This window comes from Blautia sp. St.27G3 (assembly GCF_059728505.1).
Genome location: NZ_BAAGFO010000003.1, coordinates 47,262 through 69,632, shown reverse-complemented (window position 1 = coordinate 69,632; position 22,371 = coordinate 47,262). Strand labels below are relative to the sequence as shown.

Genomic DNA, 22,371 nt, shown 5'->3' with positions numbered 1-22,371 from the left:
ACAGAAGAAGGGCAAAGCCGGAAAGTGGCTTTGCCCTTTAGTTGTGAAGTACTGTAACTTATTTCCAAAGAGTTGTCTCAATATAATTTTTCAGAATCTGCGGCCAGGTGAACCAATCGTGTCCGCCCTGAACGGTGTAAACTCCCTTGGTACCATTGTTGTAGGCAATACCGAGCTCGTCAAATTTTTCGGCAAGGCCAATGGAAGTTCTGTCTTTGTCTGTCTGGTAGCTGTCGTTTTTGAGCGCCATGTCAGCCCAGCCTGCTGCCAGATACAGATTCGGTATGTTGTAGCTGGAGTAGTCGTCCTGCTGCGGCAGATCGAATGCTGCAGAGCCGCTCATGATGCCGTAGTAGCCAAAGAGCTCCTGATCGCGGAACAACAGCTCGCTTGTTGTCATACCGCCCATGGAAAGGCCTGCGAAAGCGCGTCCGGAGGCATCCGTTACCACGTTGTAATTTTCTTCCATATACGGAATCAGATAATTCTTTGTATTGTCATAAATCGCGTCATAATCCCAGCCAAACTGAGAATTGTTCATCATAACGATGATAAACGGTTCGCATACGCCCTCAGCAGTCAGACGGTCTGCAATGTCGCCCGCGTGTCCCTGATAATCCCAGTCAGCTTCATCTCCGCCGCCGCCGTGTGACAGATAGAGAACTTTGTAAGCCTCAGCACGGTTAGCGTCATAACCAGCCGGAAGGTGGATTCTTACCGGGCGAACAACGCCGTCAGCGCTCAGATAACTCATATGATACAGGGTACCTCTGTCCGCTTCGTTTTCTGCCGGAGTTGTATACGTCCAGTCATCCTGCGGAGCCTGTTTTTCAGCATTGTACGGCACATAAAAACGGCTTCTCACCTGCTGCCCGCCAAGGCTGTTGCAGCCCGGAAGATTTCCAGGATCACTGATGCTTGTATAGAAAGCGCCGTCATTATAAGAAACATTGTACTGATACAGATACCAGCCGCCTGTCAGGTCAACCGTATAGGTCCATGCTCCGTTTTCATCCTTTTCCATATCAAGAATACATGCCTGGTCATTTACATGATAAAGATTTGCATCCTTTGACCATGTATCCGGCGTGAACAGATGCGCATCCGTAGAATCTCCCTCAGCCAGATCAACCCCGTAACCATACGCATAATCCGCATTCTCCTCATAAAAATGGAATCCTCCAGCTACCTGTACATTCGTTGCATTTTCATCATAATAACGGAAGGTAATCGTGTACCCGGTTGCAGAATCCTCACTCTCCTCAACAAAAACACCTGCCGGTAATTTCTCGGCCTGCTCTGCTGCAAGTGATACAGAACCCAGAGCTAAAATACTGATCCCAAGCATCGCCGCACTCAAAAACACTTTCTTTTTCATCCTGAAACTCTCCTTTACTGTTAATTGATTGATTCCGCTGTTACGAAAACGGATTCAAGATCAGCCCCCGGTAAGCATCCTCTTTCATCACACTTCCGCAACTACCATTCACTATAAACATTTTAAATGCGCGAAACAAGCAAACTTCTTGCCCCCTTTTGGTAAAATTCTGACATGCGTGTTTGGCACTTTTTTGACATGACAGGTATATTCTTGACCGGAAAGAGGCAGAGTATCTAAAAAAGCAGGTAGTTAATCTTACGGGTGTGATGAAGCACAGGTTTGCTTTCGTGAATATAGGTAACTGTTATGAATATAGAGTCAGATTTTGCGGTACATATTGTCATTTTGCGGCGGTTGTGCTATGATGAGGAAAGCTGATTTAGGAGGGAAATTATGGAACAGGAAAGAGAAGTTGTATCAAAAAATTTTATTGAGCAGATCATTGAGAAAGATCTTTCAGAAGGACACTGCACTGCGGTGCACACGCGTTTTCCACCGGAACCGAACGGCTATCTGCATATCGGACATGCCAAGTCCATCCTGTTGAACTACGGGCTGGCAAAAAAATACAACGGAAAATTTAATTTCCGTTTTGATGATACAAATCCGACAAAGGAAAAAACGGAGTTTGTTGAGTCGATTATCGCAGATGTGAAGTGGCTGGGCGCCGACTGGGAGGACAGGCTGTTTTTTGCCTCCGATTATTTTGATCAGATGTATGAGGCGGCGGTTAAACTGATAAAAAAAGGGAAAGCCTATGTATGTGACCTTTCCGCGGAAGAGATTCGCGAGTACCGCGGTACTCTTACGGAGCCGGGTAAGGAAAGCCCGTGCCGGGAGCGCAGCATAGAAGAGAATCTGACGCTTTTTGAAAATATGAAAAACGGCATGTATGAAGACGGTTCAAAGGTTCTGCGTGCAAAAATTGATATGACCTCCCCGAATATTAATATGCGCGACCCGGTTATCTACCGTGTAGCCAGGATGACGCATCATAATACGGGCGACAAATGGTGTATTTACCCGATGTACGATTTTGCACACCCGATTGAGGATGCGATCGAAGGGATTACACATTCGATCTGTACGCTGGAGTTTGAAGATCACCGCCCGCTCTACGACTGGGTGGTAAGAGAGCTGGAATATGAGATGCCGCCCAAGCAGATTGAGTTTGCAAAGCTGTATCTGACGAATGTTGTAACGGGAAAGCGTTACATCAAACGGCTTGTGGAGGAAGGCATTGTGGACGGCTGGGATGACCCGCGTCTTGTCTCCATTGCAGCGCTGCGCCGTCGTGGATTTACACCGGAATCCATTCAGAAGTTTGTTGATCTGTGTGGAGTCAGCAAAGGCAACAGTTCCGTTGATTACGCGATGCTTGAGTACTGCATCCGTGAGGATCTGAAGCTGAAACGGCCGCGTATGATGGCTGTGCTTGATCCGGTGAAACTGATTATTGATAACTATCCGGAAGATCAGATTGAGTATCTTGATGTGGAAATGAATCTGGAAAATCCGGAGCTCGGTATGCGCAAGGTGCCGTTTGGCCGTGAGCTTTATATTGACCGTGAGGACTTTATGGAGAATCCTCCGAAAAAATATTTCCGTCTGTTCCCGGGCAATGAAGTGCGCCTGATGGGCGCTTACTTCGTAAAATGCGTAAGCTTCGAGAAGGATGAGAACGGCAATGTAACAGAAATTCACTGTACGTATGATCCTGAAACGAAATGTGGCAGCGGATTTACGGGACGTAAAGTGAAAGGAACGATTCACTGGGTAGCGGCAAAGACTGCCATAAAAGCAGAAGTACGTCTGTATGAGAATATCATTGACGAAGCGAAGGGTGTATACAATGAGGATGGTTCTCTGAATCTTAATCCGAATTCCCTGACGGTTCTGAAGGATTGCCTGCTGGAGCCAGAACTGGCCAAGGCACAGCCGTACGACAGTTTCCAGTTTGTAAGACAGGGCTTCTTCTGTGTGGATGCAAAGGATTCCAAGCCGGATGCGCTGGTATTCAACCGGATTGTATCTCTGAAGAGTTCGTTCAAGCTGCCGAAAGCAGAATAAAGCCGGACATGCCAGAAGGACCTGTGGAATGAAAAGCCGCAGATGGCTCAAAGTACACAGGAGTGTGAGGATGAAACTGTATGAATGATTTAACGATAAATCTGGAGATACATTCATCAATACCGCTCTATGAGCAGATTTATAAATATATAAAAAAGGAAATTCAAAATGGAGGGCTGCCTTTTGGTGAGAGGCTGCCCTCTACGCGAAAACTGGCAAAATATTTGCAGGTGAGCCGTACCACCGTGGATATGGCATACGAGCAGCTTGTATCAGAGGGATATATCGAAGCTCTTCCATATAAGGGGTATTTTGTCTGTGAGCTGGATGGTCTGTATCGTCTGATGCCGGTACAAAATCAGGTAAAAAGATTTCGTGAGGAACCAAAAGAAATCTTTACGTATGACTTTTCTCCGAATGGCATTGATCTGGACAGCTTTCCACAAAATGCCTGGCGCAGGCTGTCCAAGACGATCTTACAGGAAGAAAACCGTAAGCTCTTTCAGCTCGGAGACCCGCAGGGGGAGCATGAGCTGCGTCTGACGCTGGCGCAGTATCTGCGTCAGGCGAGAGGTGTTGAGACTTCGCCGGAACAGCTTGTGATTGGAGCAGGCAATGATTTTCTTCTGCTTTTGCTGTGCAGTATGTTTGGCACAGGGCAGAAGATTGCAATGGAGAGTCCGACGTACAAAAAAGCGTATGAACTCTTTGGCAACCTGTCAAATGAGCTTCGCGTCATTGAGATGGATGAGTCAGGCATGCGAATTGACCGGCTTTCGGATACGGACGCGCAGATTGCATACGTGATGCCGTCTCACCAGTTTCCGCTTGGAACCGTGATGCCGGTAAAACGCCGGATGCAGCTGCTGGAATGGGCGGCGGGAGCAGCAGACCGTTACATTATAGAGGACGATTACGACAGTGAGTTTCGGTACAAAGGAAGGCCGATTCCTGCTCTGCAAGGCTACGATCGAAACGATCGTGTCATCTATATAGGTACTTTTTCGAGATCAATCGCACCCGCGATCCGTGTGAGCTACATGGTGCTGCCCAGACGGATGCTGTCGTTATACCAAAGCCGCGGTCGGTCTATATCCTGCACGGTATCACGTGTAGATCAGATGCTGATTGCAGCATTTTTAAATGAGGGTTATTATGAGCGCCATCTGAATAAAATGCGGGCCGTATACAAAGGCCGCCATGATGTTTTGCTGGAAGCGCTTCGGCCTCTGCGCAGTATTTGTGAAATCAGAGGGGAACACGCAGGCGTGCATATCCTTCTGACTTTTACAAACGGAATGCATGAGGAGGAAGCAGTGCGTCTGGCAGCAAAACAAGAAGTAAAAGTATACGGTCTGTCCGGCTACTTTGTAGGAGCAGCCGGATTACGCAGAGAGGATACCGTAATTCTTGGCTATGCCAATCTGTCAGAAGCTGAAATACGCAGTGCAGTGGCGCGTCTCAAAACAGCTTGGATGCCGCTGAACGAGTAAGCATATTTTGAAAACCTTTAAAGTCAGTCACAGACTGATTCAAAGTTCAAAATCAGCCCCTTGGCAGCCAAGGGGCGTCCGATTTTATACCAGGAGCAAACATGGAATTTTACGAGTGTATCACTGACTTTATTTTTGTTGCAGATGAGCCAAAGCCGTCCGACATCATATTTGTGCCGGGTGGAAATTATCCGGAAACGGCCGTGCTTGCAGCGGAGCTGTACCAGAAGGGATATGCTCCGTATATTTTGCCATCTGGCAAGTACAGCATTCTGAACGGAAAATTTGAAGCTTCGCAAAGCGTATATTCAGACATTAGTTGTGAGACGGAATGCGATTACCTTTGTGAAATTTTACGGCGAAGAGGTGTGCCGGAGCATGCGTTGATTCGTGAAAACCAGGCTACGTTCACCTATGAGAATGCGTGTTATTCCAGAAAATGTGTGAAAGATCTGGGCGTGAAGGCAGAGCGTGCGATTCTGTGTTGTCAGGCATTCCATGCGAGACGCTGTCTGATGTATTATCAGGAGCAGTTTCCGGAAACAGAATTTTGCGTGTGTCCTGTTGTGACAAAGGGAATCAGCAGGGAATCCTGGCATCAGAGTGAACTGGGGATTGATACTGTATTAGGTGAGCTGGAGCGCTGTGGCCGCCAGTTCCATGAGATTATGCGCGCGCATATACAGTAGTTGTAAAAAATGAGATTGTGTTTGCGTATATACAGCAATTTTTATAAAAATAAAATTTAATTTTGCGGACAGGAGGAAGCGAATGATTAAATTAGTAGCGTCAGATATTGACGGAACACTGGTTCCGGAAGGAACCGATCAGATCGATCCGGAATTGTTTGAGATGATCCGTGAGCTGAAGAAACGGGGAATTATGTTTGCGGTGGCAAGCGGACGCCAGTATGTCAGTATGCGTTCTGTATTTGAACCAGTCGCAGACGATGTAATTTTTATCGCAGAAAATGGTTCCAATGTCATGTGCCGCGGCAAAAATATGTCGAGCAGCTTTATTGACCAGAAGGTGGCGGAAGAACTTTTGCTGTACCTGCGGGAACAAAAAGAGGGTGATATCATTCTTTCCACGCCGGAAATGCTGTATCTTGATACTCCCAATGAAGCGTTCAAAGAGCTGCTGGAAAACGGCTATCACAATAAAGTCGTGCGGGTGCCGGACCTCCTTCCGTATTGCAGCAGAACAAATAAAATCGCAGTCTATTATGCGGATGGAGTGGATGAAAAAGCGGAGCAGATGAAGGAGAAATTCGGTACACGCCTCAATGTCGTAGTGGCAGGCGCCCGCTGGGTCGATTTTATCAATGATTCGGTGGACAAGGGAAATGCGCTGGAGACGATTCAGAATTTTATGAAAATCCGTGTGGAGGAGACCATGGCGTTTGGAGATAACTGCAACGATATCGGCATGCTGCGCCAGGCCGGCGAAAGCTATGCAGTGGCAAATGCGCATCCACAGCTGAAGGCGGCTGCCAAACATATCGCTCCGCCGCAGCAGGAAAATGGTGTACTTCAAATCATCCGCAGAGAGCTTTTGAGCTGATGATTTTAGATCGCAATCAATTTGAAGTTGTATAAATGAATCATACCGCATACGGAGAAGAGGAAAGGAAAACGATATGACGTATAAGAAAGAATATGTGGAAGCATTTTTGGAAAAACAGGGCCAGCTTTTTGATGAGCCGGTAGCGCAGACGCTGGAAGAGGCAGACGAGTTTCTCGATGAATGCATGGCGTATGTGGCTTCCAATTACAAAGAAGTAAAAGAATATTTCGAAGAAAACGGTGCAGATACGTCTGAGATGGATGAGAACGAGCTGCTTTCCCAGGCAGAGGTTTTTGCGATGCCGGATGGAAAATATCTGATTGTGGAAGGATAAAAGCAGGTATATTTTTCAAAAAGATGGGGATTCTTTTATTAAATGCGAAATGTAGTAGATCATTTGCAGAATTTGGCAGCCTCGTATTTGGGGTTGCGGCGAGAGAGAGGAAATCCCATGGCAGATATTTTACAGCAAAGAAAACAGCAGGAATATCAGAAATATGTCAAACAGGTGACACCGACGCATAATCTGTTTCTGAATATGTGTAAAGCTTTTGTAACAGGCGGTGCGATCTGTACGATCGGCCAGTTTATTTTAGATCAGTGTGACAGAATGGGAATGAAGGAGGAAACGGCAGGAGGCTGGTGTGCGCTCTGGCTCGTACTTCTGAGCGTTGTTCTGACCGGACTGAATCTCTACCAGAAGCTTGCAAAATTCGGCGGAGCCGGTACACTGGTCCCGATTACAGGTTTTGCCAATTCCGTGGCATCGCCTGCCATTGAATACCAGAAAGAGGGACAGGTGTTTGGGATTGGGTGTAAGATCTTTACGATTGCGGGGCCGGTAATTTTATACGGAGTATTTACGAGCTGGGTACTCGGGGTAATTTACTGGATCTTGAAACTGACGGGAGTATTTTAGAAAGAGGAATTGCGTATGGATGTATATGCGAATTTAAACGATGAGGAAAAACGTCAGGTGGTAGAGGCAGCAAGGAATGTTACTACGAAATCAGAGATGCACCAGATTGTAGAAGGTCTGGAGCAGAAGTTCTATTGATGTTGCACGTGTACTTGGCCTGAGGACATTTGCTTTGCATGTTAATTCCACAATCAATTGGGCTATGAAAAGAAATCGGCGTACTGTGATAAAGACACAGTACGCCGATGTAGTTTTTACCACCAAAATATAACTGAATTGCAAAGACCATTTTTTATTCTTCTATCGCCTCCGGATGTACAGCGGTACGTACCGGAATGCCATTGACCTCAACGGATTCATCGGCAGGGATGACGAAACAGGTACGTCCCTCGAGCACACGCGTCTCGATCAGGTCTGCACATTCCGGTTTTACCTGAATCGTGATTGCAGGAGTTTTAATTTCGAATTTTCTGGTATTGATGACGTTGGAGACATAGAGCGAGGTCTGATTGTTGCCCCCGGCCTGTTCAAATTCTTCGTCGAAATGTTCCAGCGTTTCCGCAGCGGCGCCGTTTTCAGCCAGAAGACGTTTGACATCGTCCTTGGCAAGCGCAACGGGATTCGGATCATCCTTGCGTTCCTCCAGAAGATTGTTCAGCGTTTCGTGGATGGTTTTTACGGTTTCATATGTACAGTCATTTTGCAGCGTATCCGCGATCAGGGACTGAAACGTCTCTTTCTGGGAAGATGCTGAGAGAGGCAGTTCACAGCCGAGAAGCAGGCGGGCAAATTCTTCGTTCAGTTCCTCCGGGTTTTTGGAATAGTAGAGGATACTGTGAATGTCGGTATTGCGGTCTGTGAAGGCAGGGAAGAGAAAGCCAGTCACGGGAACTTCCACAAACCAGTCGCGGATGCGCTGCTCGATTGTATTCGTTTCTTCATTATAACAAAGACCAGGCTTTGTCAGCTTTACCGGACAGATGGAGCACAGAACAAAGTTATAAACGTCGTCAGAGGCGTCAAACATTTCGAGATTGTCGGAAGCCTTCTTGGGAATGTCATAGGCTCCATGAATGAGCACAATATAATAATTCTCCGGGTACAGAAAGGTTTCAATGATCTTGTCATAAAATTCTTCGAGCAATTCTTCATCCTTTAACTGGCTGTCGCGCAGCTTCAGCAGATATTCCTGAGCGCCGCCGCCTGCTTCCTGTGAAAGGGGAAATTCCATATCGAGAAGATTGCGCCCGATTGTACCGGACAGTGTTTTTTTCAAAATCTCAAAATATTTGAACATTTCTTCTTCGGGCAGTGAGAGAAAGGCTTCCCGGAATCTTGTTTTTTTATTCTTTTCGCCATCTACATAGCAGCCGCAGATCCGGGTAATGGGACAGCGGTCAGGATGAAAAAGGCGTTTGATTTCAGCAATTTCTTTTTTATTCATAATGACAATCTCCTTTGTAACTGAGGTATAATCAGATCATTGAATGAAAATAAAAACAGTATCTACAGAGGCAAAAGTGGAATGAGGTATTTTGCCGCTGCATAGAGAAGCAGCAGGTGCACGGGATAGAAGAAGTAGAAAAAGTATTTCATGCGCAGCCCCCTTTTTCCGTTATATAGATATACGGGAAGGAATGCAAGAGGAGCCGGAAGCTCCCAGGTGACAGAAACAGCTCCTCCAATGCACTGGTATAGACGGCTGCTGCGCATCAGATAAAGCACAGCGATCAGAAAGACTCCTTTGTAGTTGTAATCTGTGTCAATCCAGGAAGCGGCATACATGCCTGCTGCAATGGGAAGCAGGGCCAGAATGAGATTCTGTGTGCCGCCTCTGGTGATCCATACAATGCCGGCCATAACCATAAGCCCGATCAGCAGAGTAAAGTACACGTTCTGTTTTCCGGGATAAAACCAGTTTCCCTTTAATGCAAGATCGAAAGGAATTTCAGACAGAAGAGCAAATAAAAAGAGCCTTCCGGCGTATTTTTTTACGTTTCGTGTATGCAGAAACCCTTCCACGATTAAAAAACAGAAGATTGGGAAAGCAAGCCGCCCAATATCGCGGGATATGCGGTAGACGTGGCTCCAGAAGATACGTTTTTCCGCAATGGATGTAATACCGGGATGCCGCACGATGGCCTGTAAGACTGTGGCTCCGGCGTGGTCGATAAACATGGTGATAATGGCGATCAGCTTCAGAGTGCTCCCTGAAATGCCGCCAAATGGTCTGAACTCGTTTGACATAAAAGAACTCCTGTATCTGTTTGATGGGAATTAAAACATAATCTTTGAAAAGAATAACTTTTTTTTATGGGTTTGTCAAGGCAGGCTGCGGTAGCGGGGAAGGGGCGGAAAAGTGTGAAACAGGTGTAAGTATGGAGGGGGAGATACTGGTAATCCAGAATTTTATATTTGAAACTCTTTTATCTATGTGATAAACTAATTTTTTTAAAGAATAGATAGAGAAACAGGCTGTATAACAGGAAAACAAAAGAAGGGGTGTATGAGGTACATGAAAGAACGGTACAGGTTGTTTGCTATGGCAGGAATTTTAACTGCGGGAATGGCTTTGGCACCTTGCTATGGTCAGGCGGGGGAGATCGTCTGGACAGAGAGTGAGGAATATGGAGAGGGCATCGGTGTGTCGGACGAGGAGTTCTCGGAAAATGACGAGATGCTATTTGAAGAGGGAGAGGCATCTGGAAGTATAGGTGCAAACGAAGAGCAGGGCGGCGCAGGGGCGTCCGGAGAGCTTGTGATAGAATCCATGGAAGTCGTTTCTGCCAGAGAGCCTTCACCGGAAGAAAAGAAGGCTGTGGAAGAAGTGAAAAGAGAGGCAAGAAAACGGGATGAGGAAAAGCTTCGCCAGCTTCAGGAAGAACGTCGGCAGATGGAAGGTTTTCATGTAAACCCGCTTGATTATCCGCCTGCAAATATTTCGGAAAATACGAGAAAGATATATGCGTATCTGACGGAAAAACTGGAATTAAATCATGCGGCTGCGTGCGGTGTGCTTGCAAATATTCATCTGGAATCTTCCTTCTTTCCGCTTGCTTTGGGTGACGGCGGCACGAGCTATGGAATCTGCCAATGGCATCTGGGGCGTTTCCAAAGGCTGATTTTGTATTGCAATGTGAACGGCTTTGATTATAATACGCTCGAGGGGCAGCTTGAATATCTGAATTATGAATTGCATACCGGTTACAAAGGAATACTGGATGATCTGAAGGAAATTCCGGATACGGCAGATGGAGCGTATGCAGCAGCATATCGCTGGTGTATCGGTTTTGAAATGCCGGATGATATGTATTACCGGGGAGCGCGCAGGGGAAACCTGGCGGCAAAAGAGTATTATCCCCGAAATTTCAGGGATGAATCGAAAGAGACAGACGCAGAGAAAGCGGCGAAAACAGGAACAGAGACAGAAAAAGAGTTAGAATCCGGCAAAAATCTTCCGGATATGCACACCGTTGCAAAAGAAATGTTCCCGGGGCTGTTGTCAGGAGACACCGATCTGTTTTGATCTTTAGAAGATACGGCGTGCGTTCCATATACGCATGGCAGAACAAAATGCCCTCAGTGAACAACAGGACACTGAGGGCATAAGTAATTGCGGCAGAGATTCTTCTGCCATTTTTTATTTTGTAGGTGTGTGACACACACTTTTTTATATCTGCATTTACTGCGCAAGCAAAAGCAGAATTTCGTTGCTTCTTGCAATGAATCTTGTCATGGCTTCCGGAGCGAGCGGTTTGTGTGCAATCATGGCGAGATCGTAAAGCTGCTCGCAGATCATCGAAACCTTTTCTGAATCCTGATGGTCGGCCACATACTGTACCAGCTGATTGCCGGCATTTAAGATCAGTGTTTCGCTGCCGCCGAACATGGACGGGTCCATGCCGTACATATTGTACATTTTCATCATTTCCTGCATACGACGGCTTTCCTCAGAGAGCGTAATCATGGAAGAAATGGATTCGTTTTTAAGTTTTTCTACTTTGACTTCCAGATTTTCCTTTCCGAGAGCTTTGCGGAACAGGTCAGTCAAAGTGGCGGTGATTTCTTTCAGGGCCTCCGCATCCGTTTCTTCTTTTGCAGATGATGTGACATCAGCGTCAATTCGCTGGAATTTAAGCTTGTCGTTGAGCTGCTCCATATGGGAAATGAAAGCGGTATCAATGTTGTGACGGAGAATAACCGCATCCATGCCGGATTCACGGAACAGGTTGATATATTGGCTCTGCTGTACCTCGTCTGTTACATAGTAAATCGTCTGTTTTTCCGGTTCAGCGTCTGCAGCTTCACTGTCTTTTGTAGAACCATCTTCAGTCGAGGAAGCTTCTGGCTGCGTGTCAGTCTCGGTTTCGCCAGATTTTTTGTCCTCGTCTTCTTTTACCAGGTCTTTGATAGTCAAATATTTGCCGTCGAGATTTTTATAGAGTACATAGTCCATTATTTTTTCACCAAATTTGGCGTCCTTGATACAACCGAATTTGATGAATGGACTGATATCATCCCAGTATTTTTCATAATTCTCTCGGTCTGTCTTGCACATACCGGTCAACTTGTCAGCAACCTTTTTGGTGATATAATCGGAAATTTTCTTTACAAATCCATCGTTCTGTAAAGCGGAACGGGATACGTTCAGCGGCAGATCCGGACAGTCGATCACACCTTTTAAGAGCATCAGAAATTCCGGAATGACCTCTTTGATATTATCGGCAATAAATACCTGGTTGTTGTAAAGCTTGATTTTTCCTTCGATGGAATCGTACTCGGTGTTGATTTTCGGGAAATACAGGATTCCTTTTAAATTAAACGGGTAGTCCATGTTCAGATGAATCCAGAACAACGGCTCTTTATAATCAAGGAAAACCTTACGGTAAAACTCTTTGTATTCCTCGTCTTTGCAATCATTCGGATGCTTCGTCCACAGAGGATGTGTGTCGCTTAATGAGACAGGACGCTGGTTGATTTTTACGCGGTCACGGGCCGGAGATATTTCAACGACTTCCTTCTCACCGTTTTCGTTCTCTTTTTCCTCTGTCTTTGCGTCTTCATGAATGCGCTCAACGATTACGTCATCTTCGCGGAGCTCATCTTCATCAATTGTCTCATACTGCTGCGGAGCGTTTTCCTTTGAGAGGAAAATCTGCACCGGCATAAAGGAACAATATTTCTCAATAATCTCACGTGCACGGTATTCATTGGCGAATTCAAGACAGTCCTCGCTGAGGAACAGTGTAATCTCAGTACCGACCTGTGTACGGCTGCCTTCTTCGATTGAATAATCCGTACCCCCGTCGCATTCCCAGTGTACAGCCTGTGCGCCGTCTTTATAAGAAAGCGTATCAATGTGTACCTCGTCAGCAACCATAAATGCAGAATAAAAACCGAGACCAAAATGTCCGATGATTTCGTCATCCGTGGTCTTGTCCTTATATTTTTCAAGGAAATCGGTGGCGCCGGAAAATGCGATCTGCGTGATATATTCCTCTACCTCATCGGCAGTCATACCAAGACCGGTATCAATAAATTTCAGCGTTTTTTCTTCCGGATTGACAATGACTTCGATTTTTTTCTTATAATTGTCCGGAAAAGTATATTCGCCCATCATTTCCAGCTTTTCCAACTTTGTAATTGCGTCACAGCCGTTGGAAATCAGCTCGCGGAAAAAAATGTCGTGATCAGAATACAGCCACTTTTTTATGATTGGAAAAATATTTTCGCTGTTAATGGAAAGGCTTCCTGTTTTCTTGCTCATTGATCAACCACTCCTTTATCAAATGTTTTATAAATTTCTTTTATAGTAATACCGGAAAAAAGAAATGTCAAGAACAAATTAGCACTCAATTAGAAAGAGTGCTAACAAAAAGGAATTTCTTTCTGACGGAAAAACTTTTGCAGCATGGAATCCCAGGCATGCTCGAGTGATTTGTCAAGGGAGAACGTGCGAAGAGAGGTGCCGCTGACACAATTCACGGAAGAACCTTCGTAGTGAATATTCAAAAACAGTCCATCAATCTCTTCCGGTTTCATCCGGATTCCTTCTTTCAACAGCAATGCCTGAATATTGTGAGGAGCCAGCCGAAAAACAATCCGGAAGTTTAGCGGCGTATTTTTTCCTTTGGTGAGTTCCAGAAAAAACGGCCTTACCCGCTTCCAGAGCGTAAACCCGGATTTTTCAGGCGGCGCTGTTTCCAGCTCACTGTCATGCAGATATTCCGGATGAAACGTTCCGTTTATATGGAAGGTAGCAAACGTAGTGATCGAAGCTTCCGAGAGTAAGAAAGTATCAAATGTCTCTGAAAGCAATAGTTTTTTCATAAAATCCCGGGTATCCTGTATCTGATATGCCTGCATGGAGATGCCTCCTTATAATGTTGTGGATTGGGGGCGGAAAGTTTTGGAAACGGACGCCCCCGTTTTTGTATTCCTTATCCTGATTTGTCCGGTTTCCTGTTTGCTCCGGAGATCCCCATTTATATACATTATACAATCCCCCTCCATTTTTGGCAATTCGAAAAAGAAATGATGAATGCCCCCTTTTCAAACAGGAGAACATATGATATAGTCATGTAGTAATGAAAACTACATTGCGAAATATTTAAAAACATTTTTTAGAGTATAATAAAGCGCAGGAGGTTGCTATGGAATACGTAGTTGTGATGGACAGTTGTGGAGAGCTCACAGAGCAGATGAAAGCAGATGAGAGGATTATTCGCGCCCCTTTGACGATGCAGGTTGACGAGTTTCACTTTGTGGATGACGATACCTTTGATCAGGCAGATTTCCTGAAAAAAGTGGCACAAAGTCCGAATTGTCCGAAATCGGCATGTCCGTCGCCGGATTATTATAAAGAGGCGTTTGCAAAAAGTTCAGATCATGCTTATGCGGTGACACTTACAGCAGAGCTTTCCGGTTCTTATAACAGCGCCATGCTTGCGAAAGATCTTCTGCAGGAGGAGCGCCCGGAGATGAAGATTCACGTATTTAATTCCCGGTCTGCTTCGATTGGCGAGACATTGATTACAAGAAAAATTCAGGAGCTTGAGGCGGCCGGGATGTCGTTTGAAGCGATTGTAGAAACGGTCGAAGCGTATATTGACACGCAGAAGACGTATTTTGTGCTTGAAAATCTGGAGACTTTACGGAAAAATGGACGGCTCAGCAATATAAAAGCATTTCTGGCGTCTGCGCTCAAAATCAAACCGGTGATGGGAGCGACGCCGGAGGGAACGATATTCCAGCTTGACCAGGCGCGAGGGATTAATAAAGCGTTGGTGAAGATGGTCGAATATGTAGCGGAGCAGGTGGAAAATCCAGGAGAGAGGGTGCTTGCAGTTTCCCATTGCAACTGTCCGGAACGCGGAGCCATGGTGCGTGACGCTATTTTAGAGAAGGTTAAGGTAAAAGATGCCATTTTACTCGACACAGCAGGGATTTCCTCGATGTATGCGAATGACGGCGGCGTAATTGTTGTTCTGTAGTACAAAAAAACATTGAAATATCGGTCAAATCGTGTATACTGTTTAAGTAAAGGGAGCGTGGGCATTTATGGCAGAAAAGCAGGATGTGCGCTGCTCCGAGTACGTGAGAAGGAGAGATGACATATGAGTCAGGCAAAAGTTGACCGCTATAAAGAAGAAAAGAAAAACCGCGCCAAACTTATCAAAAAGGAGAAGCGTCAGTGGATGGCCACGAAAGCGGGCCTTTCTCTGGTAGGCTTAGTATTGGTAGGCTGGGTTGGGGTTTCTGTATATAATGGAGTGACCGCTCCGGATGGTAGTGTTACAGAAAAACAGACGTATACAATGGATACTTCGTCACTGGATGATTACCTGAAAGAACTGAACGCTGAAGTAGAGTAAAATGGACATCCGGAGGAGCGAGATGACAGACGTATATAGTATTGGTGAGATGCTGATTGATTTTATTCCAGGCAGTGAACCGGCCAGCTACATCAGAAAGGCAGGAGGCGCTCCGGCCAATGTAGCGATTGCAGCAGCAAAGAACGGGCTTTCTGTCAGTATGTGCTGCAAGGTTGGGGACGACGATTTCGGCCGTTTTCTGATGGATACGTTAAAAGAACACGATGTGAAGGCGGCTTGTCCGGAGTTTTGCAGGGAAGCTGTGACGACAATGGCATTTGTAACGCTTGAGGCAGATGGCGAGCGTAAGTTTACGTTTGCAAGAAAGCCGGGCGCTGATATGTTGCTCTGTGAAGAGGATGTCAAAGCGGAGGATATCGAAGCGTCCGTGATGATTCATGCGGGTTCCTGTTCTTTATCAGCACATCCGGTCGCAGAGGCGACGGTAAAGGCAATGCGGCTTGCACATGAAAAGGGAAAGCTGGTCAGTTTTGACCTGAATTACCGCAATGTCATGTGGGATGACGACCAGAGCGCATGCGCGAAGTGTGTGATGGACGTTCTGAAATATGTTGATTTTCTGAAAATATCGGAAGAAGAAGTAGATATGGTAGGCGGAGAGGAGAATCTCTTCGGTCTGATGAAAGAATACGGGATTGCCGTTGTAGTCCTGACTCTTGGAAGTGCAGGTGCGCGTGCTTATTTCCAGGGACAGACGATTGAGATCGCAGGAAGAAAGGCGAAAGCAGTAGATGCTACCGGAGCCGGCGATGCATTCTGGGGTGGATTTCTTTCATGCCTGCGGATACAGGAAGTCAGCCGTGTGCAGGATCTGACAGCGGAGAAGATTCAGAAAGCGATTGAGTATGGTAACGTCTCTGGTTTTATCTGTGTGCAGACTAAGGGGGCGATCGCGTCTTTACCGACACGGGCGCAGATAGAGGCGTATCTGTAAGAAATGCCTTAATAATTAGACAGATCTTAAGCTGTTGTTCTTTTTAGACAATTATGTGAAAGGAACAGCAGTTTTCTTTTTTGTCTTGCGGTCGGAAGCTAAATGAGGTACAATGAGCAAGTGGATTTTAGGTAAATGAAGCACCTGTTTTTCAGAACATACCGCAGGAGGAACATATGACATGGAAGCATTGCTGGCATTGGATGGGAATATATTGCTCGCGATTCAGGAGCATCTGAGAGTGTCGTGTGTGACACCACTGATGGTTCTTATTTCAAGGCTTGGAGATTATGGCATGATCTGGATTGTGCTCAGTGTCGTGTTGCTGTTTTGGAAACGTACGCGGTTGGCAGGGGCAGCGGGGATTATGGGACTTCTGTTCTCTTTGCTGGTCAATAATATGTTTCTGAAAAATCTGGTAGCCCGGGTGCGTCCGTATGAGGCGCTGGAAGGGCTTACGCTTCTTGTGCCGAAGGAGCGGGATTGGTCTTTCCCGTCCGGGCATTCCGGCGCGGCTTTTGCGGCAGCGGTTGCGATTGTCTGTGTCTGCCATGCATGTCGGTTGAAATGGCTGGCTTTAGTGTTGGCATTTTTAACTGCGTTTTCACGGTTATATGTGGGGGTGCACTATCCGACGGATGTGCTCGGAGGCATTTTGACCGGGACGCTGTGTGGCCTTGCGGGGGCGTGGGTAATCCGACAGTTTAGTCGGATGGGCAAGGATGTTCCCGATGCGTGATGGAATACGTAGGTCGGGAATGACCAGGCAAGGATAAGCATGGCCGGCAGAGAATGATATGTGCCAGTTGAATCTGCGCACAGCTAGAAAATAGCATAGCAAAGAAAGGTGGTGGTTTTTATGAAGAACAGTCATAGTACGACGAATAGTGCAACAGATGTTCCTGGGCCTGACCCTATCATAAAAACTGCATATAAGGAGGTTTTTTGCTATGTTGGATATCGAAATGATGAGAGAATACATCGAGCATAAACAGTACGCAAAAATCCGCAGCGAAATCGTAGAGATGAATGAGGCGGATATTGCGGACATGATGGAAGAGCTGGAGCTGCCCGGAAGTGAACTGATCAAAGTGTTCCGGATGTTGCCAAAGGCGATTGCGGCGGATGTATTCTCTTTTTTACCTATTGAAGTAGAGCAGGAAATTATTACTTCGCTGACCGACCGTGAGGCGGCGACGATCATTGAAAATCTGTATGCGGATGATGCCGCAGACCTGATTGACGAGATGCCGGCCAACGTGGTGAAACGGCTGCTCGCACAGACGACGCCGGAAACGCGTCAGGCGATCAATCATCTGCTGCAATATCCGGAGGATTCTGCTGGAAGTATCATGACCGTGGAGTTTGTTGATCTGAAGGAAAGCTACACGGTGGAACAGGCGATTGAACGTATACGAAGAGTCGGGATTGATAAAGAGACGATCAATACGTGTTATGTGACAAACCAGTATCGCAAAATCCGCGGGACCATTTCCCTGCGTATGTTGTTGCTCAGCCGGTCAGGCGCGAGGATCGGTGATCTGATGGAGGAGAATGTCATCACGATCAATACGCTGATGGACCAGGAGGAGGTTGCCAGACAGTTCCAGAAATACGACTTTGATGCAATGCCGGTTGTAGACAGTGAAAATCGTCTGGTGGGCATTATTACAGTTGACGACGTCATGGATATTATCGAGCAGGAGGCCACGGAGGATATCGAAATGATGGCGGCCATTACGCCGACGGACAAGCCGTACACAAAGACTTCTGTGATTGAGACGTTCAAGAAACGTATTCCGTGGCTGTTGTTTTTGATGATTTCAGCAACGTTTACCGGGGCGATTATTCAGGGCTATCAGAATGCGCTGGCATCGTATGCAGTGCTGACGATGTATATTCCGATGTTCATGGATACGGGAGGAAATGCAGGCGGACAGGCGTCTGTGACCATTATCCGTAGCATTTCACTTGGAGAGGTGGAATTTTCTGATATTCTGAAGGTTGTGTGGAAGGAGATGCGGGTGGCGGTCCTGTGCGGTATCACGCTCGCTGTTGTGAATTTTGCAAAGCTGATGCTGTTTGATCACGTAGGCATGCAGGTGGCGTTTATCGTGTGTCTGACCATGGTGATTACGGTTATGGTGGCGAAGGTGGTAGGCTGTATGCTCCCGATGCTTGCAAAGCAGATTGGATTTGATCCGGCTGTGATGGCGAGTCCGTTTATCACGACGATCGTGGATGCAGTCTCCCTGGTCATTTATTTCCAGATCGCAACGCGGATGCTGGGAATATAGCAAATGAGCAAATGGTTTCGGGGCAGTGGGAAAGGATTTGAGAAATGAAAAAAGAAACGGTAGTCAGACAGAACCGATGTGACCAGGAAATGAATTTCCTGTTGTTTGCGTGCTTTTTTTTCTTTGTTGCAACGCAGCTTTTGATCGGGAAAACCGGGCAGGAGCAGTTGGTAAATAAAGTCAATATGCTTCTCTATGCTGTGTTTGTTCCCGGATTTATCTTCCGGATTGGATATCAGTATGGACGGATGCGCAGGCAAAATTCCGCACAGCACCGGAGAAGATGGCTTTTACGCACAGCGGGCCGTTATCTGTTTTATTTCTTTTTACTGACGTTTGCATTGGAAATAAAGCGGCAGATTATCGGCGCCGCGGTTGCACAGAAAAAATACGCGGTGATTCAGGTGCTTGCAGATGTGATTTCACTGCTGCGGATTCCGGCTGTGTCGGCTGTTTTCTTTGCAATGGCCCTGACTCTTCTGGCTGTCTGGTTTGCGGACGACAAACTTACAGAGCTGGTAAAGCATAAAAAGAAAATGGCAGTGTTGGGCGGTGTTTTGCTTCTGTGCGCTGCGTTTCGGGTAGAGACAGATGCATATGTGGTGGTGGCGTCGCTGATAGGTTCTGCTGTGCAGCCTGGAGTTCCTGCGGTACCGTATTTTGTATTTTTCCTCTTTGGCATCTGGATTGAGGAGAAAAAGCCGGCGTTTGACTGGCATCTGGCGCTTGTCTGTACGGGTTTTACCGCTGTGTCCCTGCTTTTGTATGGAACGTTTGCGCGGGATGTCTGCCGCGTTGCCATGTCTTTTTTGCCTGTTTATCTGGTGTATGTTTTTGCAGAAGGTCTTGCGGAGCTGACGCTTCGGTTTAAGGGAATCCGCTTTGCCTGTGAAAAGATAGAAGCTGTTTTCGGCATTTATTTTATTTTGATGTTTGTGATATCCGCAGCCGGATTATTCGCCGGAGCCGATATCTGGAAAGTGCTTCTTGTGGCAGCGCTTGTGATGGGACTGATTGCGGCTGGATTTGCAGGCTTCTGGCTTTTGACCTGGTGCTGCAAAGCGGTGAGCGTTTATGTGGAGCAGAAGGTGCGCCATAAAACGGCAGCGTATTTTGTGCTGTTTACGGCAGGTTTTGCGTTTGTTCTGTTTCTGGCGTTTTTTGACTTTGTTTTGCGGGGAAAGACGCTTATTTATACCGGAGACGGAATTTCCCAGTACTTTCCGAAGGTGGTTTATTTTTCCCAGTATATGAGAGATTTAGTGGCCGGAGTATTCAGCGGTCATTTTGAATTGCCGATGTATGATTTTGCATCCGGGCTTGGAGGAGAGATCACTTACAGTCTCGAACCGTTGTATTTTCTGTATGCTCTGTTCGGGGAAGAGCACCTGGAGTTTGCATACAGTCTGGTGACGCTGCTGCGTTTTTATTTGAGCGGCGTGACTTTTTCGATTCTGTGCCTTTACTTTAAGAAAAATTATTTTGCGACGTTTTTGGGAAGCGTTGTTTATGTGGTCTGTGGCTTTGCCCTGAATGGAGGGGCCATGCATCCGATGTTCATGGTTCCGATGATTATGCTGCCGCTTCTGATTCTTTCGATCGAAGAGATCCTGCGGCATAAGCGCTGGTATCTGTGTACGGTTTTTGTGGCTGTTTCTCTTTTTTCCAATTATTACTACCTGTACATGAATACGATTGCCATGGGCGTTTACTTTCTGGTGCGTTTTTTCTGTCAGAAGGACAGGACGAAAAAGACCTTTCAGAATTTTATGGGCAGGGGGCTTGTCATAAGCGGAAGTTATCTGCTCGGTGTTGCAATGTCCTGTATTGTGCTTGCCACGACATTTGGCCGTTACCTCGGCTCCGGGCGTGGCGATGCGGCTTATATTAAGACTGCCAGCCTGATATTTTATCGGGCGGAGTGGCTGGTGAGCTGTTTTCTGACGTTTTTGACAACGGCAAATTCACCGGGAGAATGGATGCGTCTGGGACATCTGCCGATTGCCATGCTGGCGATTGCGTTTCTGTTTTTCCGGAAAGGCAGAAAAGAATTAAAGGCATTTTCTGTGATTGCCCTTGTTTTTGCGGCGTTCCCGGTGTTTGGGTTTATCTTCAGCGGCTTCAGTGCGGTGATCAATCGCTGGAGTTACATGATTACGCTGGTTGCGGCTTTTACGGTGACAGAATGTTATCCGGATATGTTGGAACTGAAAAAATCAGAAAAACGCGTGCTGGCGGGTCTTATGGCAGTGTATGGATTCCTTGCGTTTTTCGGAAAATACAAAAGTACGCTTTATGTACAGGCAGCTTTTGTGCTTCTTGTCGTTACGTTTCTTGTTCTTTTGTTTAACCAGGAAGAGAACCGACGCGTATCAAAGGCAGCAAAGCAGTGCCTGATGCTTTGCCTGACAGCGGGGATTGTCTTGTATCAGGGCTTTTCCCTGTATGAGATGGATGGTGTGATTCATGATTTTACAGCCCCTGGGGAAGCTGTCATGGAGGAGATGAACACGCCGCTGCGGGCAGTATCAGAGGTTGGGGATGAGAGTTTTTACAGAAACGCTATGCCAAAGCTTGCCTACTATACAAGCAATATGCCGAGTGTACTCGGATATAACAGTAATACGACGGTCAGCAGCACGTACAATGGCCGTATCAAGGATTATCTGAGGCAGATGGGCTGTACGAGCTACAGCATGACACAGCTCAAAGGCATGAATAACCGGACCTTCCTGGATGCGCTTGCAGCGGTTAAATATTATGCTTATTTTGATGAACCGGGGCTTCCGCTGCCGTACGGATATAAGGATGTGCTGAGCACGAAGATTGACGGAAAGCAGACAACGGTCTGCGAAAATCAGTACGCGCTTCCCATCGGGTACACGTATGACATGGCGATTACGGAGGAGGAGCTGGAAGCTTATCCGGTTCTGGAGCGCCAGGAAGTTATGTTGCAGCAGGCCGTGCTTTCGGAGGAGCTGGCTTTGGCAAAGGCAGACAGCGGTTACGGACAGACGCCTGTTATTACAGGCAGAACGGTTGAAATCCTGGATATTACGGAGGAAGGGGCAGTCCTTGAGGAACATGCGCTTGTGGCAGGCACTGGGGAGCCCCTGGAAAAAGAGATTAACGGAACGGAAAAGAATACGTATAAAATAACGTTGGAATTTCAGTCACTGCCGGATGCAGAGACGTATCTTGTTTTACACGATGCGCGTCTGAAAGGAGATCAGTCTGAGACGCCGATTCGGCTTACCTTCCGGGCGGCGGGCAGCAGGTTCAGCTATACGTTTGAAGCAGAGGATTATCGTTATGGAACCGGTCAGGAGGATTACGTTTTTAATCTGGGTTACCATGAGGAACCCGTGACATCGTGCGAGATTACGATGGACCGTTCCGGAAAAATTGATTTTGAAGATCTTACCGTTTACAGTCAGCCGATGGAGAATATGGGACTGTATACGGAAAAGCTTACGGAGCATGTCCTGGAAGACGTGACGATCGGAACGAACGAGGTATCAGGAGAAATTTCTCTTGACCGGGAAAAACTGCTGGTGCTCAGCATTCCGTATCAGAAGGGCTGGAAAGCGTACGTGGACGGAGAAGAGGTGGAAATCCATTGCGCAAATTATACGTATATGGCGCTGCGCCTTGCGCCAGGAAAGCATTCGGTGAAGCTTACGTTTGAGATTCCGGCTGTGAAATACGCCCTTGTCATTATGCCGGGGGCGGTGGTATTATTTATTATATTACTTGCCGCAGGGTGGCTGATAAAACGAAGGAAAATCAGTCGTAGCTGCGGCTGAAGGAGAACAA

Annotated in this window: 19 protein-coding genes; 14 read left to right on the top strand and 5 right to left on the bottom strand. The window is 46.7% G+C overall.

All coding sequences use genetic code 11. From position 1 onward, the window contains the following. Window positions 1–58: 58 nt before the first annotated feature. On the bottom strand, window positions 59–1,378 hold the full coding sequence (locus AC6I2O_RS14250) for an alpha/beta hydrolase-fold protein (protein ID WP_497743017.1): 1,320 nt from the start codon (window positions 1,376–1,378) through the stop codon (window positions 59–61). Between the two features lie 396 nt (window positions 1,379–1,774). Here AC6I2O_RS14250 and AC6I2O_RS14245 point away from each other — a divergent pair, with 396 nt between their 5' ends. The 7 genes from AC6I2O_RS14245 (at window position 1,775) to AC6I2O_RS14215 (ending at window position 7,567) form a co-directional block, all read left to right on the top strand. Beyond that, entirely contained in the window at window positions 1,775–3,451 is a 1,677-nt protein-coding gene (locus AC6I2O_RS14245) for a glutamine--tRNA ligase/YqeY domain fusion protein (RefSeq protein ID WP_120393028.1), read from the top strand. Between the two features lie 80 nt (window positions 3,452–3,531). Beyond that, window positions 3,532–4,944, top strand: a complete 1,413-nt coding sequence (gene pdxR / locus AC6I2O_RS14240; protein ID WP_497743016.1) for a MocR-like pyridoxine biosynthesis transcription factor PdxR — start codon at window positions 3,532–3,534, stop codon at window positions 4,942–4,944. 101 nt (window positions 4,945–5,045) lie between these two features. Next, window positions 5,046–5,633, top strand: a complete 588-nt coding sequence (locus AC6I2O_RS14235) for a YdcF family protein (protein WP_497743014.1) — start codon at window positions 5,046–5,048, stop codon at window positions 5,631–5,633. Window positions 5,634–5,715: 82 nt separating this feature from the next. After that, window positions 5,716–6,507, top strand: coding sequence for an HAD family hydrolase (locus tag AC6I2O_RS14230; protein WP_120393031.1), 792 nt, complete (start codon window positions 5,716–5,718; stop codon window positions 6,505–6,507). Window positions 6,508–6,583: 76 nt separating this feature from the next. Then, the gene (locus tag AC6I2O_RS14225; RefSeq protein ID WP_120393032.1) at window positions 6,584–6,844 is read left to right on the top strand and encodes a glyoxalase; all 261 of its coding nucleotides are present in this window, start codon (window positions 6,584–6,586) and stop codon (window positions 6,842–6,844) included. Between the two features lie 117 nt (window positions 6,845–6,961). Next, entirely contained in the window at window positions 6,962–7,429 is a 468-nt protein-coding gene (locus tag AC6I2O_RS14220; RefSeq protein ID WP_120393033.1) for a SpoVA/SpoVAEb family sporulation membrane protein, read from the top strand. A gap of 15 nt (window positions 7,430–7,444) precedes the next feature. Beyond that, window positions 7,445–7,567, top strand: a complete 123-nt coding sequence (locus AC6I2O_RS14215) for a hypothetical protein (RefSeq protein ID WP_497743012.1) — start codon at window positions 7,445–7,447, stop codon at window positions 7,565–7,567. A gap of 154 nt (window positions 7,568–7,721) precedes the next feature. On the opposite strand, the gene AC6I2O_RS14210 is transcribed toward AC6I2O_RS14215, so the two are convergent. Further along, window positions 7,722–8,873, bottom strand: coding sequence for a DUF4317 domain-containing protein (locus tag AC6I2O_RS14210; protein WP_120393034.1), 1,152 nt, complete (start codon window positions 8,871–8,873; stop codon window positions 7,722–7,724). A gap of 62 nt (window positions 8,874–8,935) precedes the next feature. Beyond that, window positions 8,936–9,676 (bottom strand): TraX family protein, encoded by a 741-nt coding sequence (locus AC6I2O_RS14205; protein ID WP_120393035.1) that lies wholly within the window; start codon window positions 9,674–9,676, stop codon window positions 8,936–8,938. A gap of 259 nt (window positions 9,677–9,935) precedes the next feature. On the opposite strand from AC6I2O_RS14205, the gene AC6I2O_RS14200 reads away from it, so the two are divergent. Continuing rightward, on the top strand, window positions 9,936–10,955 hold the full coding sequence (locus tag AC6I2O_RS14200) for a phage tail tip lysozyme (RefSeq protein ID WP_120393036.1): 1,020 nt from the start codon (window positions 9,936–9,938) through the stop codon (window positions 10,953–10,955). A gap of 156 nt (window positions 10,956–11,111) precedes the next feature. On the opposite strand, the gene htpG is transcribed toward AC6I2O_RS14200, so the two are convergent. Together htpG and AC6I2O_RS14190 are read right to left on the bottom strand one after the other, a co-directional pair. After that, on the bottom strand, window positions 11,112–13,196 hold the full coding sequence (gene htpG, locus AC6I2O_RS14195) for a molecular chaperone HtpG (protein WP_497743011.1): 2,085 nt from the start codon (window positions 13,194–13,196) through the stop codon (window positions 11,112–11,114). 101 nt (window positions 13,197–13,297) lie between these two features. Continuing rightward, a complete protein-coding gene (locus AC6I2O_RS14190) occupies window positions 13,298–13,795 on the bottom strand; it encodes a DUF5721 family protein (protein ID WP_120393038.1) in 498 nt (165 codons plus the stop codon). 287 nt (window positions 13,796–14,082) lie between these two features. On the opposite strand from AC6I2O_RS14190, the gene AC6I2O_RS14185 reads away from it, so the two are divergent. The 6 genes from AC6I2O_RS14185 (at window position 14,083) to AC6I2O_RS14160 (ending at window position 22,361) form a co-directional block, all read left to right on the top strand. After that, window positions 14,083–14,922, top strand: a complete 840-nt coding sequence (locus AC6I2O_RS14185) for a DegV family protein (protein ID WP_120393039.1) — start codon at window positions 14,083–14,085, stop codon at window positions 14,920–14,922. 123 nt (window positions 14,923–15,045) lie between these two features. Next, entirely contained in the window at window positions 15,046–15,303 is a 258-nt protein-coding gene (locus tag AC6I2O_RS14180; RefSeq protein WP_120393040.1) for a hypothetical protein, read from the top strand. Between the two features lie 22 nt (window positions 15,304–15,325). Beyond that, window positions 15,326–16,258, top strand: coding sequence for a carbohydrate kinase family protein (locus AC6I2O_RS14175; protein ID WP_497743009.1), 933 nt, complete (start codon window positions 15,326–15,328; stop codon window positions 16,256–16,258). Window positions 16,259–16,439: 181 nt separating this feature from the next. Next, complete coding sequence (locus AC6I2O_RS14170) at window positions 16,440–16,997, top strand: phosphatase PAP2 family protein (RefSeq protein ID WP_120393042.1); 558 nt, start codon at window positions 16,440–16,442, stop codon at window positions 16,995–16,997. Window positions 16,998–17,208: 211 nt separating this feature from the next. After that, window positions 17,209–18,555: a magnesium transporter gene (gene mgtE, locus AC6I2O_RS14165; protein ID WP_120393043.1), complete on the top strand. Its 1,347-nt coding sequence runs from the start codon at window positions 17,209–17,211 to the stop codon at window positions 18,553–18,555. Window positions 18,556–18,599: 44 nt separating this feature from the next. Then, a complete protein-coding gene (locus tag AC6I2O_RS14160; protein WP_497743008.1) occupies window positions 18,600–22,361 on the top strand; it encodes a YfhO family protein in 3,762 nt (1,253 codons plus the stop codon). The last annotated feature ends 10 nt before the right edge of the window (window positions 22,362–22,371 follow it).